Genomic DNA, 17,037 nt, shown 5'->3' with positions numbered 1-17,037 from the left:
ACCCATGAAAAATCAATATATAAACAGCCGCAGATCATTTTTAAAAGCAACGGGTCTGTTGGGCGGTGCTGCACTGATCCCTTCCTTTTTCTTAGCCGGTTGTAAAAAAGGATTTCTTGATCGTGAACCGCTGGATTCAGTAACCGATATCAGTTTCTGGAAAACGGAAGAACAGTTAAAACTGGCTGTAAATGCCTGTTACAGCAATTTAAGAAACAATAATACCATCGCCATGGAAAACATGGGCGACAATACTATTTATCCACCTAATTCAGAATATCAGGCCATTTCTGCAGGTAATTACGATTTTACTTCTGGTACATTAAACTCCGAATGGGTAAATTTATATGCTGCCATCAGGCGTTGTAACCATTTTCTCGAAAATTACACCAAAGCCACTAATATTAGTGCAACTGCCTTAGCGCAGTATGCAGGCGAAGTAAGGTTTTTAAGGGCTTTTATGTATACTTATCTGATCTTCCTTTTCGGCGATGTGCCGCTAATCTCTAAAACGCTCGATATTGGTGATGAGGAGGTATTTGGTCCGCGTAATAAAAGGGCGGAAGTGCTCGAATTTGTTTTTGCCGATTTAGATGCAGCAGCAGCTGGCCTTCCGATTACTTATACTGCTGCTGAACTTGGTCGTATTACCAAAGGTGCTGCATTTGCCTGGAAAGCCAGAGTAGCGCTCTTTTTCGAAAAATGGAGCATTGCCGAGGCTGCTGCTAAATCAGTAATAGATCTGAATGTTTATCAGCTATATACAGCTGGTGGTACAGCCAAATGTTATAACGACCTTTTTACCTACAAAGGAAAATTAGCTGCGGGAGCCAACAAAGAAACCATTTTAGCAAGACCAAATGTGGCCGGAGTAAGTGTGCACAATACCAGTCGCGAAATTCAGGTGCCCGATCAAACGAGCCGCTACTCGCCAACCAAATCTTTGGTTGATAGTTATTTATGTACAGACGGACTTCCGATAGATAAATCGCCATTGTATAGCGAAAGCACTTATGCTGATATCTTCAAAAACAGAGATCCACGTATGAACCAAACCATATTAACACCTGGTTGGGCTTGGGGCGGACAAGACGATGGTGATGCCGATGCCACTACAAATCCGATATTTAATACTCCTAAATGGAATGCCGATAAAAAGGGTTGTATAACAGGAACCGGATTTTACTTTAGCAAATACGTAGAAGTTGCTGCTGTGGGTACGGTAAGCCAGGATTCGAACGATATCCATCATATCCGTTATGCAGAAGTACTACTTACTTTAGCAGAGGTGAGGTTGGAGCAAGGTACACTTACCCAAACTGATATTGATAATACCATTAATAAGTTGCGCGACCGTGTGGGGATGAAGAGAATGGTAATTACTGAACTTGCAGCGGCTGGCTTGGATTTAAGAACCGAAATCAGACGCGAAAGAAGGGTTGAACTGGCACTTGAAGGACAGCGCTATTACGACATACTCCGCTGGAAACAAGGCGATTTATTGGCTCAGGATGTAAAGGGTATGAAGAAAAGTTTGGTTGAAAGTTTTAACCAGCAATATGTAGCTACCATTGCAACAGATGCCAACGGGTACTTTGTGGTAAATACAGGTAGAAAATTTGTTGCTCCTAAAAATTATCTCTGGCCAATTCCAATTACACAATTGCAACGCAACCCGGTACTGGGACAAAATCCAGGCTGGTAACTAATTTAAGAGGCTGTATCATTAATGTCGAACTGTCATCTTTGGTATCCACTTATCAGGAAGTTCAACAGAGATGGATTCGAATCGAAATTTTATGGTACAGCCTCTTTTTTATTTATTAATTTAACCAATATGAAATTATACTCTTTTTTAATACTAAGCATTTGCCTTTTGGGCGCTTGTTCGCCTAAGATCAACAGACAAGCTGAATCAAACAGTAACGTAATGCGCATTATGTCTTATAACCTTCACCACTGTAACCCGCCGTCAAAAGAGAAAGAAGGCCTTATTGATGTTGATGCCATTGCCAAAGCGATAGCACAACAAAAACCTGATCTTGTGGCTTTACAAGAAGTAGACGTGAATACCAAAAGATCGGGCAGTATTAACCAGGCCGTTGTGTTGGCAACTAAATTGAAGATGAATTTTTATTTTGGTAAAGCGATAGACCACGATGGGGGTGACTATGGCGTAGCCATTTTATCACGTTTTCCTTTATCTGCACAGCAGACTTTTATGTTACCTAAAAATAGCGATGCCAAAGCAGAACAAAGGGTTTTGGCCATTGCAACTGCCGAAATTGCCAAAGGAGTTTTTATCCGTTTTGCATCCACCCATCTTGATGCACAACGCCCGGAAGATAACCGGATCCTTCAGGCTAAAGAGATCAATCGTTTAACAGCCAAAGAAACCCTGCCACTAATTGTTGCAGGTGATTTAAACGCCGCTCCAGGTTCAGAAAGCATTAAAATATTCGATTCGAATTTTACCAGAACATGTACTGATTGTGGTTTTACCATTCCTGTGATCAACCCAAGGAAAACAATCGATCATATTGGCTTTAAAACCGGTAATCCTTTTAAAGTTGTTTCGCACGAGGTTATTCCTGAACGTTATGCCTCAGATCATTTGCCCATCGTTGCTGTGCTCGAACTGAAAAAATAATGGAAACCAATCGATTTACATTACCTCTTTTTTAAAGCAGGAGGTATGCTAAAAGTGGGTTTTTTGTCGGCATCTTTAAAGTCTACTTCCATAAAGTAATGCTTTTTTTTAATGATGTAATTTTCAATAAACCATAAAATATCAGGGAGGTTTTCAACCATTGGTGAACCTGCTATTTCGTGCCCCATATCTTGCACATATTGAAAGTAATACGGATATCCGTTTTTTCTGAAAGTACGTGCAAGATACTTGGAGCCAAAAAAGCCCCTGTTAAGCAACCTCACTTTGTTATAAGGAACAAGTTTATCGGCTGTGCCGTGAAAAAGCATCGTAGGTGCTGGTGGCATGGCATATTTTGGTGCACCATGATAACTTAATATTGCCCCGGCGAAAGAAATTACACCTTTATATTGAAAATGTGGTGGAAGTTTAGCTGATAAAGCTGTCGCATTCCGCTTGTTATAGTCGGCATGTAGCGCCGTAATAGCACCTGCACTTGATCCTGATAAGATGATCATAGCGGTATCGATACCGAGTTCTTTTGCATTTTTGATCAGGTACGCTGTTGCGTCGAAAACATCAGTCGTAGCGGTATCAATAGCTGCTTTTAAATTAGCGGTATTAAACGGACTTGGAAATTTCTTTCCCTTAAGCCCCAGTCGATAGTCAACAGAAACCACTTTAAAATTATGCGCTATTAAAGTGTTAAAGTATTGATCAAATAACTTGCTGTCTCTGTGGCCCATTACAAAGCCTCCACCAAATACAAAAAGTATTGTTGGCTTAGTTTCTGTTATTTTACCACTGTAATAAATATCTAACTTTAGTGTGCCTGAATCTGTTTGCGAAAATATTTTAGTATCTACGTGGTATTTTTTATCCTTGAGTACAATTTGCCCTATTGAAGATAAAGAGCTAAATAAAAGCGTCAGGAATAGCAGGCTTAGCGGATATACTTTGTTATTGGGCATCATCTGTTTTTTAGGAAGAGGTTCGCTATTAGCCAAATGGATCGGCTTTGATTTCTAAGCTAATTTATTGCATTTTCAGCTTAAGTGCAATTAAATAGACCATATTCTAAACCATAATTTAATTTAGTTTTAAATTTAGCCTTAAATATTAATTTAATAAGTTTTAATTGCGGATGAACTATTCTTTATAGCCGTTTAGATTAAAATAATAAGATATTTTTGCAAATAACTCCGTTTGTTAAAATAGTTGCAATAATTGGTGTTTTGCAATCTTTAAATTGAGATTCGGTCAAGTTTAATTTGTTTTCATCGTAAAGATTAGAAGGATTTATGTCATACCGTATGATTTGAGAATTCTTACCGATCTGTATGTCGATTGGAATAACCTCAAATATCGGTGCAAGGAGAGATTATATTGAAGAAAGCCCTTGTTAACATTTCTTAATAAGTTAATATGAAAGCGCTGATAAGTTAAAATGCTTTGTCTTGCTTTGTGGCAAAAGAATTAATAATTGATTATGCAAAACAATCAGGTAACAGTTAGTCCAGATCTACAGCAGTTTATTGATAAGTTTGAACCCACCAAATTTAAACTAATGTCTGGGGGAATCGAAATCAGGGGAATAAACGATATGCAAAGAAATATTACTCAAGCCAGAGCCATCATCGAAAGATTAAAACTCCGCCTGATTGTTTCGCATAATGCCGAAATGCTCAGCTATCGTGGTTTTGAAGTAAATAACCTATAAGCCAAAAACCGATTTTTTGGTTTATAATTAGCCTGTCCATCAGACTCATTATTAAAACGCTGTTTCCGTTATACTTATAACATTTTTTTGACTGTTAATATTAATCAAAAAGACAATGTGTACTGTGATAAATAAAAAGGAGGGCCACATATTGGCCCTCCTTTTTATCAAATTGTTAATTATATAAACCAAGCTCTGCAAGCGATGCAAACTGCAAACCATCTTGTGCCGAATTCATAATTACCTTGAGGTATCTTAATGTTTTGGTGCTGCCAAACCCAAAATATTGTACTCCGGCAGCATTTTGAGCTATATAATTGTTTACCGATGTGAAATTTATATTATCTGTACTTGTTAAAACCTGAAAGCTTTTAATCGCACGGCTCAATCCGCTTCTTTGCACTAAACTTAAGCCATTTGCCGATTTTGAAGATCCTAAATCAATCACAACCTGGTGCGGATAACTTGTTGCAGAAGTGGTCCAACGTGAGTGCCAGAATGTACTGTGGCTACCATCAATTAGAGTAGCAGCCCTGCCATTGATGGCTCCCTCACCACTGGTTTCTCCGGAGCTGAAAGAATTGATGCTCCAGCCAGTTTTACTTAATTCTGTTAAAGGTGCAACATTGTCTTGAAGGGTAGAGGGATCAGTGCTCGGCGCTGGTAAACCCAAAGCAGCCATGTCTGCATATATTTGAGTAGTAGCTGCTGAAGTAGATAAATTCAATCCCCATTTTTGGAAGAAGTTACTCAAGTTTCTGCCTGATATACCACAAGCCTTTAGCATGAAATAACGCATCCTGGCATCATCATTAGCTAAGGTTGGATTTTCAACCCGCATATCCTTGGCCAGGTTTCTATAAAAATTATCACCATAGGCTAAGGTTAATTGTTGAAACATGCAGAGCCTGATAAACAGATCGGTTAAAGGATTGGTATAACTTGTTGATCCGTTATAATCTTTGGTGCCGGCAGGTTTTCCTAAATAGGTAAAAGCTTTTGGCCACACGCCGTCGTTTACCAGCCTGTTGATAGAAGGGGTAAGGGTACGCTGCACATATAAACTATATAAATTTACAGAAACCTCGCCCAAGGCTCCCCAACGCCACATCATTTGATGCTGGTGGCCTAATTCGTGCCATAAGCCCCAACCATTGGTGCCTACTGCACTTAAAGTTAAAATGGCATTAACATCCGAAGTGATATAGGCTGTACGGTAATCATAAGCAAAAAAGTAATAGGCCGGATCTTCATGCTGTGTTAAAAGATAGGTATGGACATTTTTTGCGTGTGCAGGCAGAGAATTGTCTAAGCCGTTCAAATCATCCTCTAACGCAATAACCTGTGTAATCTTGTTCAGTATAGCATTCTGATCTTCTGCCTGGTATTGTATTGCTTTAGTTCTTGATACCACAATAAAGCAATTTGTGCCCTCCAAAACAACATCAGGAGTAGTGTAAGTCTGTAATTGATTAATCCAGTCTGAATTGGTGGTTACGCCAAGTTTGTAATATGGAGCGTATTGGAAACCGTTATTAAAAGCTACTTTTGCGGTAGAGCCAGTTGTAGAATTGGTGTACCTGATCCATAATAAGCCGCCAACAGCGTTGGTAATGGTATTGGTACCTGCCGTTAACTGTACGGATGTGGGCTGGGTGTTCCAGGTGCCATATCTAGAATAGGTACCAATTAATAATTTTGGCAGGCGGGTTCCGGTAGTTTGTTCTACAGTGATATCTAAAGTAGCACCCGGAGCCATGTATAAACCGGTTGCAGTAAAATCGGTTAAGTAGTATCCATTTTTTAAGCGGTCCCTTTCAATTGATGCACTAATTTTTTCGGTGACATTAAAAACATTGGTTTGAGTGAGGGATTGCACACCTACGCTGCCCATAGTTTTTTTGCTGTTTACAACTTCTTCTTGTAATACAGCCGTTTTTTTACAGGCAGAAAGACCTATAATCGCCGAAACGGTTAAGAGTAATAATTTTTTTTTCATTTTTTAGGTTTTAGTAAATATTTGGTTATAGGTAGCCATATTCCAATAATGGATTACGGTGATAATTTTTACTGTAATGTTTAGTTATCCAGTTTAAACACTAACCTAAATTGCTGTAAGTCTGTTTAAAATGTCAATACAATGTATTCATAATTACATTTAAATAAAATGAAAAAGACTGCGCAAACGTTTGATCCGCCTGTTCATTGCAGCAGAAAACCGCTATATCTACTTCAACTTTGAATCATTGTAACACTAATCTTGATTGCGAAACAGCAATAGCTTTTGTAGGCCATAGCGCCCTGGCTTCTGACCGATGCAATCTCCAATTGTGACTGTAATTCAGGCTCGTCGTCGATAACAATGCATGGTACAATCTTTTCATTGTTCATAATTAGATAGTACCAAATATTCCTTAAGGAAGGTAGGGTTGGAGTTTGGTATGTGAAATTTTGTACACCACTTTGTTTCTTATGATGAAACTAAAGGTGTTATAGGAATTTTATGCCCAATTAACTTTTTAAAGAAATGGATTAAGCCAATTGCTTTAATTTTAGGCTTTTATTTTCATATTTCCGTATTGGCGTGGTAAAACGAATAGTTAACGTGGTGATACTTGATTTTAACGCTTTTATCGGTTAATAGGTTTCGTTCTGAAACAACATTAAAATGGCATGGATCGATTTTATTATATTTGAAATCTTTACGCATGCTTAAGATATTAACGTAGTCTGCGTATTGTAGTTAAGATGATCAAAAGAAACTTACGACATAGCTTTTCACTTCTCAATGTTGACTATGTGCGACTTAACGCCAAATGGAATTATAGAAATGTGATCAGCCCGTACTACCGCATTTACTATATAGATGAGGGAGAAGGTGAAATATCAGATGCTGAAAGCTTGCTAAAGCTAGAGCCTGGCTATTTGTACATCGTTCCCAGTTTCACGCTATGTAATTTAAACTGTAAGAATTATCTGGGCCAGTATTTTGTCCAGTTTTTTGAGGATTCGACAGATGGAAGTTCACTTTTTGCCAATAACAGAAATGTATTGAAAACAGCGGCCACCGAAACAGATCTTAATCTTTTTGGCAGGCTGCTCCAGATTAATCCTGGAAGAGGAATAAACCGGTCTGATAATCCTAAAATCTACGAGAAGGATATTTATTATAAAGAATATCAGGAGCTTAACAACCAGCAGAACACTTCGGCGTATCTGGAAACCCAAGGGATTCTGATGTTATTAACTGCCAGGTTCTTAAATCCCCAGTTATTCAAAAGTCCGGAACGCAAGCTTATACCGGTAAAAATTGCAGAAACCTTAAATTATATCCTTATCAATTTACATACAGATCTTTCTGTGTATCAGCTTGCTTCCCGTGTAAATCAAAATCCCGATTATTTTTCAAGGCAGTTTAAACAGCATACGGGAACCAGACCTTTGAATTATATAAATGAAAAACGCATTGAACGGGCACAGTATCTAATGGCGACAAGCAGAATGTCATATTCAGAGATTTGTGCCCAGACTGGATTTGATAATCTTTCCTACTTTTCTAAAACCTTCAAAAAGTTAACCGGCATGGCACCTAGCGTATATAAGAAACAGATATATCAGGTTGGTTTTAACCATTAGACTAAATATTTATATTAAGTGATTGGCTCGAAAGGATAGCCTGAGGTTTTGTTAAAAGTGATTATTCTGGTCAATTTATTCATTTATTTTAGTGGTATGTGTTCCTGTATTTATCGTACTGAAAATTCCAAAAAAAGGAGATAAGGGTCCTGGCTTAATGAATAGCCAGGACTCTTTGTTGTTGGCTTTAACCGATCAGTAAATATTTTAATTCAGATCATGCTTGGTTTATAATTTTTGGCTTACACTATTTCCATTATATGAAACCGTTTTTGATTGTTTTGCTTGGGGATTTCCTGGGGAGTTATTATTGCCGATGAGTGTTAGCCTGAATTTTCTCGATTTGATCATTCCCGGAAAACTGCCCACTCTATTAGCTATGGTAAGGGTCCTTGCCATTTCATTCCATTTGAATTTGATAGTGGAATAGGCTCCTTTTTCGTAATTATAGTTATCATTCTCGTCTTCATAGAGTGTAAATTCGCCATCAGCTCCCGGGTAAATGCAAATTTCAAGGTTATCCCATTTTTTTTCTGTGCTGTATTGCACATCAGGCCCAAACGGGATGATAGCACCTGCTTTGATGTATAAAGGAACAATATCTACTGGTGCATCAGTATTAATTGTTTGTCCTCCTTTAAGGTATTTCCCTGTCCAGAAATTGTACCAGTTACTTCCTTCGGGCAAATAAACTGGCCAATTTTTAGCATTATATCGGGTAACAGGAGCCACCAATATTGATTGCCCGAACAGATATTCATTGCCTATTTCATGCGTTTTTTTATCTGCAGCGAAATCCATTATTAAGGGCCGCATAAAGGTGCCATCGTTTTTGCTTACATCCCATGATGTACTATAAATATAAGGCAGCAGGCTATAGCGCAGTTTGATTGATTTTTCCTGGGCATCAAAACACCATGTGCCACGATCGCCAAAGTTCCAGATTTCCCGGGGTAAATCTGTACCATGAGCGCGCATCATTGGACTAAAGACCCCAAATTGCATCCAGCGGACATATAATTCCTGGAATTCTGGATTTTTGTTACCCCCGTCCTTTTTCCAGCGGCCGGCAAAAAAGCCCCCAATATCGCTGTTCCAGTTTGGTATTCCCATTAAGGTATAATTTAATGCCGCGGGAATTTGTTTTTCAAGCATGTCCCAGGTCGAGTTTACATCACCGCTCCAGGTATTGGAACCATAAAGCTGTTGTCCGATAAATCCAGATCTGGTTAGGATCACGGCACGTTTGTTCTGATCTGTTGCCCGTTGATGGGTGGCAATTCCCTTATTGTGCATTAAGCTATAACCATTTTTAACGCTACGGTAGCTGCCCAGATAGGTGGGAAGGTTAAAATCTGATTGCTTCAGATTGATATGGTCGGGTTCTGTCGAGTCCAGCCACCAGCCATCATTTCCGATAGAGCTAAATATTCCTTTGTTTAAATAACGCCAATAAATATCAAGTGCCTCTGGGTTGTATACATCATAAGGCCTTGCACCACTATTTGGTGGCCAGGTATCGAAATTAATGATCATTTTCTTACTGTCGAATTCCTTGCGTTGTGCCGTTTTTGGCCCAAAGCCCGGCCAGGTAACAATCAGTAGCTTTGCATTAAGTTTGTGGATTTCATCGACCCATTTTTTTGGATCTGGAAAACGTTCTTTATCAAAACTTTGTGAATTCCATGCGCTATCAGATTTGTTGTATTCTGGCCAGTACCGCCAGTCTTGGATGACTACATCAAGAGGTACTTTTAGTCCCCGGTATTTTTTTAGCACATTCAGGCTTTCATCTTGTGTATGATAGCGTTCCTTGCTCTGGAAAAATCCATAAGCCCACAGTGGGAGCATAGGTGCTTTTCCGGTAAGTTCACGAACCTTCGAAATTACTCCATCTGCATTCTGTCCATACATAAAATAATAATCTGAGCAATGCCCAAGCCCCTCAAAGGAAAGCTCCTGACGATTATCATTAAATTCGGAAATGGAGTAATTGTCCCAAAATACGGCATATCCCTTTACTGATAGAAAATAAGGAGAATAGGTTGACATGTTCTCATTTTGCATGTGATGAGCAGAATTACGGCGGTTGAATTTATTATCCATGATCTGTCCTACACCATAAATCGCTTCATCTTTATCAAGCAGAAAACCGTTCCTTACTTTAAATGAAGGTGTACCCGCATCATCTAGTGGTGAAAACTGAGTGCCATAGTCCTTATCTTTAAGCAATTCCTTGCCTGATGCATCATAAAAACAGATGCCCCCAGTTTCAGCATTCACTTCAACTTGCACGCAGCTGCTCTTTATCAGGGTATTGTTTCCTTTTTTTATATACGTTAGGGGTGTGTTTTTTGGTGAACTCACCACCGAAAGGCTTTTTTTATTATAAGGTATACCACTTGGCGTTTTATAAACCCTTACAATATTTTCTGAATAGAACGCTATTTTGATATCCATTCCCTGAGCTGAAAAACTCAGCCCTTGTGCAGTTTGTTGGATTGATTGTGCACTTACATTTATTCTTGCAAGAGATATTGCCAGTATAAGTAAGAGCCATGGTTTCTTTGATAATTTCATGTTAACCTGATTATATTTGGTTTTGTAATACAGGCAAAATTATCTCTAAATGGTAGATCTAGACAACAATCACGTTGAAAAAAATAGCAATCAGGTTGATTTTTTTGTTTTTGCAGCATATTCTGATGGACGACAGCCATATCGCTCCTGAAAACATTTGCTGAGATAACTCGGGCTACTGAAACCGACCCTTTCGGTGATCTCCGAAATATTGAGTTCGCCTTCGAGGATCAAAACCGCTGCTTTATCCAAGCGGATATTCCTAATGAAAAGCGATGGAGACTTGTCCAATAGCATGATTAGTTTGCGATAAAGACCAGTGCGGTCCATATGTAGGTCGTGGCTCAGCTGTTCAACAGAATAATCGGACACATTAAGGTTCTTTTCGACCTGTGTCATTGCTCTGGCCAAAAATGCCGATTCGGCTTGATTCTGGTTGTTATTGTATGCTGTAGAGCTGGTATTAGTTGGTAGCTGTTCTCTTTCTTTTTCGGCCTGAAGCATATTTTGCTGCTCAATCAGGTTTCGGATTCTAAGTAATAATATATCCTCCTTATGGATGCGTTCGAGTTTTTGCCTGGTACTGCGGATATAACCATAAATTATTGCGAAAACTACTGTGATGAAAAATACTGTAAACAGAGAATAGGCAAGGGTAGTTTTCCACCATGGTGCGTGGATGATTAAAACTAACGACGATACCTGTTCGTTCCAATCCCGGTTATTATTGGAAGCCATAACCCTGAGCTTATAGTTTCCAGGTGGTAAGTTGGTATAGGATATATCAAGAATGCCATTACTAGCCATATTGTTATTTTCCCGTTTGCCTGAAGTTTCGCGCCAATCCGGATCTATGCCTTCCAACTGATAACGGTAATAGGTTTGTGAAGAATTTTGATAATTAAGGGCAGAAAATTCAAAGCTCAGGAAGTTCTGATTATAAGAAAGTTCTATACGTTTGGTGTAAGGTGCGCTTTTTGTCAGAATGATACGTCCATCGTAAATGTTTCTTGGTTCGATCTTTTCTCCACGTAAAAAAAGATTGGTGAAAAGCGGCCGAAACGGTATTTTTTTTGATGTGAGGCGATTCTGTTCCAATACGCTGAACCCGTTAATGCCACCAAAGTAAAGCGTGCCATTTCTACTTTCGAAGGCAGCGCCATCTGCATACTCTCCCTCTAATGTTCCATCCTCCGAATTGAAATTAGTAAAGTGGATTTTTTTACTTATAGGATCTACCTGAACTTTGTTTATGCCATAACTCGTCGTTATCCATATGTTATGATCGCGGTCTTCGAGTATTGCATGTATAAAATTATTTGATAATCCATCACTGGTATAAAAGGTTCGCTCTTTGTTGGTTTTGGGATCTAAGACTTTTAGTCCATCAGCTGTTCCCATCCATCGCCAACCGCGGATATCGGTAATTAACGCGGTGTGATTGGAACTATAATTTTTAGACGAGCCATTCAGATCCAGCTTTTGGCGTATTTTAGGGTCAATGGAAGAAATCTCGACTAATTGAAGAGAAATATTACTCTTTGTAGCGGGATGATACCGATAGATTTTAGATTCACAATTAAGATAGATGTTTCCGGATTGATCTTCTGCAAATGACTTAACTATAATATCTTTTGAAGGGCTTTGCTGTAAATATGACCGCCCGATATGGGTAAACATATAGCGGGAGGGATGGTAATAAAGTAGGCCCTGGTTTAATGTTCCGAGCCACAAACCTCCCTGCTTATCATAAAATATTGTACTGATCTCGGTATTGAGGGTACTTCCGTCTGTTTTTTTTAATGCAGGCAGGTAGCGTTTTTTGTCATTTGGGCAATCAATTATCCAGATACCGTTCGGGCAGCTGATCAATGCAGTTCCATATGGGTCAACCACCAAAGTATTGAGGGTGTAGGGGGTCTCAAGGATTTTTTTCCAGATATGTTTTTCGGTATCGAAAAAGAAAAAGCCGCCCATGCTGCCATTTCTGAGTTGATAAAACCCGTTTTTCCCTGTAACCACTAACGAGGTATTCTTAAACATTCCCTGTTGTGCGGCCGGATATGCAGCACGACTGTAGCGCTTGGTTTTTGTTTTCAGGTCATAGCACACAACGGTTCCCGTATTGTAAAAAAGGTACAAGTTGTTTTTTTTCGATGCCAAATCTTGCAGGGCTCCTTCATTGGCCGATAGGTCTAGAGATTGGGTCTGATCTTTAGACACTAGTTTGCCGCCTGTTAGTATCCATAAATGCCGGTCTGAATCCATGAATATATCCTCAACAGGTGTTTTGAATCCAATCTTCTTAAAATAGCTTTCCAAATCAGGGAGATATTTTTCACTGCGCAGATCGACATACATCAGCTTATGGCTGTCTTTTATCCAAAGGGCTGAATCTCCCGCCTGATAGATCCTATAGAATCCGTCATAGTTTTTTAAGGGCAAAGTATGCTGCAGATTTTGATGAATATATTTAAAATGTGCACCATCATAGATGTTAATATTGCCAATTGTTTTAAAAACCATTCGGCCATCAGGTAACTGAATGATATAACGGATTTGGTTATCACTTAATCCTTGGAGCACATTGAGCGGCGAAAAAACAAAATCCTGGGCCTTTGTGACTGAGTTAGCCAAAAGAAAGATTATGATTGCCTTAATTATCTGCTTCATCTGTTATTGTTGCGTGCAAGTGAGAGGGCAATTTAAGCTTATTTAAGAAGATTGTAAACTTAAGGTCTTTACTAGTTTTAGCATGCACTTTTAGGTGTGATTGCGTACGCCTGATTAATAGTTTACCGCCATGAAAAAATGATGGCTATGATGATAATCCTGCCTTGTCTCAATGGGGAAGATCTGATTATCATTTGTACCATTCTGGATGAAATAAAACCTGCTTTCGATTTGTTCATTCGCAGTGTATCAGCGTCTTCTTTTTCCTTACCAGATATGCCTGTTTAGACGCTTCTAGGCTTAGTTTGTCCATGTTAACTTGATGCAAGTACTCCATGTTTATACCCAGTATGCCACTTTCTGGCAAGGCCATGGCAACAAATAGGTTAACATTTATATACCTATTTTTTATCAAATGTGCCCTTTCTGAAACCAGCTTATGGCTATTTTAGAAACGCTGACCATATAGACCGTCTTTCACTTTTAATGCAAAGCATGCCCGGACTTGTAGATTTCTGTCATGGTTCAGTCCGACAATTAAAATATTAGAAATAACCATTTATATACAAAAAAACAATTATGAGCATGAAAATTACCCATTTAACAAGGCTGCTAGGACCAGCCAGATTATGGCTCTTGCTGCTGTTGCTTGTGCCGATGAGTGCATTACGCGTTACGGCACAAACAGTCACCATAAAAGGAGTTGTAACATCAGCCGATGATAACAGTCCGCTTCCCGGAGTTACTGTATTGGAAAAAGGAAAGCAGAATGGTATGGTTACCGGTACCGATGGTTCTTATTCGGTTAATGTACCACAGGATGCTACACTCGTATTTTCTTCTATAGGATTTACAAAGCAGGAAGTTAAATTAAACGGAAAAACAGTATTGAATATAAAGCTGCAGAGTGATGTAAGCGCCCTTAATGATGTAGTGGTAATAGGTTATGGAACAGCCAGAAAAAAGGACCTGATAGGTTCGGTAAATGTTGTGTCTGCAAAGGATGCAGGCGCTAACACGAATACCAGTGCCGCACAGCTCCTTATCGGTAAAGCCCCGGGTGTACAGGTATTAAATTCAAACGGTAATCCTGGTTCAAATGCCCAGATCATTGTACGTGGTACTGGTTCATTTACCAATGTGGAGCCATTGTATGTTGTTGACGGTATACAGAGTGATGCCAATCTTTTTAATACAATCAATCCACAGGACATTGATAATATTACCATTTTAAAAGATGCAGCCTCTACCGCTATTTATGGTGTTGCTGCCGCTAATGGTGTGGTTATCGTTACCACTAAAAAGGCCAAAAGCGGTATCCCGCAGATATTATTTGACTCGCAGGTTGGTACTTCATCAGTGCGCAAACAACTTGACCTGCTTAATGCAAACGACTATGTTAATCTTATAAAAGATATAGCCGCTACCAATAACCTTACGCCTCCGGCCAAACTGAATACTCCTTTTGTAGGTGTTGACCGTACCGATTGGCAAAAAGAAATATTTAAAACAGCTTTATCTACCCAAAATAATGCAAGTATAAGCGGTGGCAGCGAAAAGGTCACGTATAATCTCTCACTAGGTTATTTAACCCAGCAGGCTATTGTTAAAGATTACCGTTTAAGAAGATTAAACAGCCGTTTTTCTCTAGATGAGAAACTTGGGCGTTTTCATTTTGGTCAAAGCCTTAATATCCGCTATACCAACACTAACGGACAGACAGCAAGCATATTAAACGCGATCAGCTATGCGCCTTATCAGCCAATATACGACCCCGCTATTTTGGGTGGCTACTCTATCCTTACCAATGTTGATGACAACAGTAACGCCGTAAATCCATTACAGAGTTTAGGCGTTCAAACCTTATCAAGCAACGATCTGGTATTGTATCCGCAGGTTTTTGGCGAAGTAAATATTATTAAAGGTTTAACTTTTAGGTCGCAGCTGGCGGGTGTATACGGCACTTCGACAAACGATTCATACCAAATACCTTATATTACATCCAACAACCTGGGTTTCAGTCGGCAGGCAGGGCGTGCATTTAACAGTTATTCCAATTATACTTTTGAAAACTACCTGTCGTACAACCGTATTTTTGGTAAACATAGTATATCGGCAACCGCAGGTACCAGTTATATTGATGCCGGATCGAGCAAATACCTGAGCGTATTGGGTACAGGAATGTTGAATGACAATGTGAAAGATATAGGTGTAGCGCCAACCATCACCAGCCAGGCCAACACATCTGGTTACTATACACAGTTTGGCCGGGCAATTTCTTATTATGGCCGCTTGGTATATACCTTTAACGATCGCTATATCTTATCGGGAAGTATCCGTCGTGATGGCTCATCAAACTTTGGCCCTCAAAGCCGTTATGGAAACTTTCCAGGAGCTGGCTTTGCATGGCGTATCAGCGAAGAGGAATTTGTAAAATCGGCACTTCCGTTTATCAGCGATGCAAAATTTCGCATAGGCTGGGGCCGTACAGGCAATAATAAGTTTGGTTTAACCACAACACAGGTATTTACTTTTGGCGGTTCGCCGACTGGCAACCTGATTTATTCACTGGGGGATAACAAAAGTTTTGTAAACGGAACAACGGTAACTTCCATTGCAAACCCGCTGCTGAGATGGGAGCAGACCGACCAGACCGACATTGGGCTTGATCTGGGTTTCCTGAAAAACAAACTTACGCTTACCCTTGATTACTATAACCGAAAAAGCAGCGGTTTGTTAGTGGGAATTCCGGTACCGACCAGCGTAGGCATTGGCGGATTAAGCGGATTCAGCAGTACTTTAATTACCAATGCTGCAGATGCTCAAAATAAAGGTTTCGAATTTCAGTTGGCCTATGCTGATAAAACCAGTGACTTTAACTACAATATAAGTGTAAATGGAGGTTATAACCAAAATAAAACATTATCACTGGGTGCACAATCGTCAACCCCTATAATTGGAGGATACTTTAATAATTTAAATGGTATTACATTAACACAACCAGGTTCGCCTATTGGTGCTTTTTATGGGTATGCGGTTGATCATGTAGCAAGTACACAAGCAGAAATTGATGCATTAAATGCCACTACCAGACAAAAAACCGGAAATCCTGCCAGCTTATACCAGGATGGATTATTGCCAGGAGATTTTATATTTAAAGATCTTAATAACGATGGTGTTGTAGATAGTAAGGACCAGAAGGTACTGGGCAGTCCAATTCCGAAGTTTACATACGGTTTTAATGCCGGGGCATCTTATAAAAACTTCGACCTCAATATCGTCATCTCTGGTGTTCAGGGTGTTCAATTAGCCAACTCACTTAAATTTTACACCGAAAATGCCTCCACCGGGCATAATGCTTCTACCGCCATTTTAAACAGGTGGAGAAAACCGGGCGATATTGCCGCTTTGCCAAGGGCAGGCCAAAATGTTACGGCAACAGGAAATTTGAGGCCTTCTGATTTTTTTATTGAGAATGGATCATACCTGCGGGTACGTAACGTAACCTTAGGTTATACTTTTACAAAAACGGCATTAAATTCTTTCTCGGGTAATGTATTAAGCAGGTTACGGGTTTATGTAGCGGCTCAAAACTTATTTACCATCACAAAATATACTGGATATGACCCCGAAATAAGCACCCAAACCAATGGCGGTGTTAATGGAGGGGCCAGCGATTATATATTTAACCGGGGCATTGATGATGGGCAGATACCACAACCACGCACATTTTTGGCGGGCATACAAGTTGGATTTTAATGATGAAAAATATTAAAGA

9 protein-coding genes are annotated in these 17,037 nt (G+C 39.5%); 5 read left to right on the top strand and 4 right to left on the bottom strand.

All coding sequences use genetic code 11. From position 1 onward, the window contains the following. Positions 1-4: 4 nt before the first annotated feature. Both ACTJKN_RS14435 and ACTJKN_RS14430 read left to right on the top strand, forming a co-directional pair. Positions 5-1,705, top strand: coding sequence for a RagB/SusD family nutrient uptake outer membrane protein (locus ACTJKN_RS14435; protein WP_440826010.1), 1,701 nt, complete (start codon positions 5-7; stop codon positions 1,703-1,705). A 132-nt stretch (positions 1,706-1,837) separates the two neighbouring features. Continuing rightward, a complete protein-coding gene (locus ACTJKN_RS14430) occupies positions 1,838-2,650 on the top strand; it encodes an endonuclease/exonuclease/phosphatase family protein (RefSeq protein WP_440826008.1) in 813 nt (270 codons plus the stop codon). A gap of 20 nt (positions 2,651-2,670) precedes the next feature. On the opposite strand, the gene ACTJKN_RS14425 is transcribed toward ACTJKN_RS14430, so the two are convergent. Continuing rightward, entirely contained in the window at positions 2,671-3,624 is a 954-nt protein-coding gene (locus ACTJKN_RS14425; RefSeq protein ID WP_440826006.1) for an alpha/beta hydrolase, read from the bottom strand. A 515-nt stretch (positions 3,625-4,139) separates the two neighbouring features. Between ACTJKN_RS14425 and ACTJKN_RS14420 the strand changes: the two genes are divergently transcribed. Beyond that, positions 4,140-4,370 (top strand): hypothetical protein, encoded by a 231-nt coding sequence (locus tag ACTJKN_RS14420; RefSeq protein WP_440826004.1) that lies wholly within the window; start codon positions 4,140-4,142, stop codon positions 4,368-4,370. A gap of 175 nt (positions 4,371-4,545) precedes the next feature. On the opposite strand, the gene ACTJKN_RS14415 is transcribed toward ACTJKN_RS14420, so the two are convergent. Beyond that, on the bottom strand, positions 4,546-6,369 hold the full coding sequence (locus tag ACTJKN_RS14415; protein ID WP_440826002.1) for a M60 family metallopeptidase: 1,824 nt from the start codon (positions 6,367-6,369) through the stop codon (positions 4,546-4,548). A 749-nt stretch (positions 6,370-7,118) separates the two neighbouring features. Between ACTJKN_RS14415 and ACTJKN_RS14410 the strand changes: the two genes are divergently transcribed. Further along, a complete protein-coding gene (locus tag ACTJKN_RS14410; protein ID WP_440826000.1) occupies positions 7,119-8,006 on the top strand; it encodes a helix-turn-helix domain-containing protein in 888 nt (295 codons plus the stop codon). A 228-nt stretch (positions 8,007-8,234) separates the two neighbouring features. Here the strand turns inward: ACTJKN_RS14410 and ACTJKN_RS14405 are convergent, their stop codons facing one another. Together ACTJKN_RS14405 and ACTJKN_RS14400 are read right to left on the bottom strand one after the other, a co-directional pair. Next, positions 8,235-10,586: a glycoside hydrolase family 31 protein gene (locus ACTJKN_RS14405; protein WP_440825998.1), complete on the bottom strand. Its 2,352-nt coding sequence runs from the start codon at positions 10,584-10,586 to the stop codon at positions 8,235-8,237. A 90-nt stretch (positions 10,587-10,676) separates the two neighbouring features. Continuing rightward, the gene (locus ACTJKN_RS14400) at positions 10,677-13,259 is read right to left on the bottom strand and encodes a two-component regulator propeller domain-containing protein (RefSeq protein ID WP_440825996.1); all 2,583 of its coding nucleotides are present in this window, start codon (positions 13,257-13,259) and stop codon (positions 10,677-10,679) included. 585 nt (positions 13,260-13,844) lie between these two features. Here ACTJKN_RS14400 and ACTJKN_RS14395 point away from each other — a divergent pair. Continuing rightward, entirely contained in the window at positions 13,845-17,018 is a 3,174-nt protein-coding gene (locus ACTJKN_RS14395) for a SusC/RagA family TonB-linked outer membrane protein (protein ID WP_440825994.1), read from the top strand. Positions 17,019-17,037: the final 19 nt, after the last annotated feature.

Source organism: Pedobacter sp. 22163, from assembly GCF_052045595.1.
Taxonomy (GTDB): Bacteria; Bacteroidota; Bacteroidia; order Sphingobacteriales; family Sphingobacteriaceae; genus Pedobacter.
The sequence above is the reverse complement of the archived record's forward strand: the minus strand, read 5'-3'. Positions and strand labels throughout refer to the sequence as shown.

What these genes read in the sequence shown, in the direction of transcription:
- ACTJKN_RS14400 (WP_440825996.1), bottom strand. Translation starts at nt 13,259, where the DNA reads ATGAAGCAGATAATTAAGGCAATCATAATCTTTCTTTTGGCTAACTCA.
- ACTJKN_RS14435 (WP_440826010.1), top strand. Translation starts at nt 5, where the DNA reads ATGAAAAATCAATATATAAACAGCCGCAGATCATTTTTAAAAGCAACG.
- ACTJKN_RS14405 (WP_440825998.1), bottom strand. Translation starts at nt 10,586, where the DNA reads ATGAAATTATCAAAGAAACCATGGCTCTTACTTATACTGGCAATATCT.
- ACTJKN_RS14430 (WP_440826008.1), top strand. Translation starts at nt 1,838, where the DNA reads ATGAAATTATACTCTTTTTTAATACTAAGCATTTGCCTTTTGGGCGCT.
- ACTJKN_RS14415 (WP_440826002.1), bottom strand. Translation starts at nt 6,369, where the DNA reads ATGAAAAAAAAATTATTACTCTTAACCGTTTCGGCGATTATAGGTCTT.
- ACTJKN_RS14410 (WP_440826000.1), top strand. Translation starts at nt 7,119, where the DNA reads ATGATCAAAAGAAACTTACGACATAGCTTTTCACTTCTCAATGTTGAC.
- ACTJKN_RS14395 (WP_440825994.1), top strand. Translation starts at nt 13,845, where the DNA reads ATGAAAATTACCCATTTAACAAGGCTGCTAGGACCAGCCAGATTATGG.
- ACTJKN_RS14425 (WP_440826006.1), bottom strand. Translation starts at nt 3,624, where the DNA reads ATGATGCCCAATAACAAAGTATATCCGCTAAGCCTGCTATTCCTGACG.
- ACTJKN_RS14420 (WP_440826004.1), top strand. Translation starts at nt 4,140, where the DNA reads ATGCAAAACAATCAGGTAACAGTTAGTCCAGATCTACAGCAGTTTATT.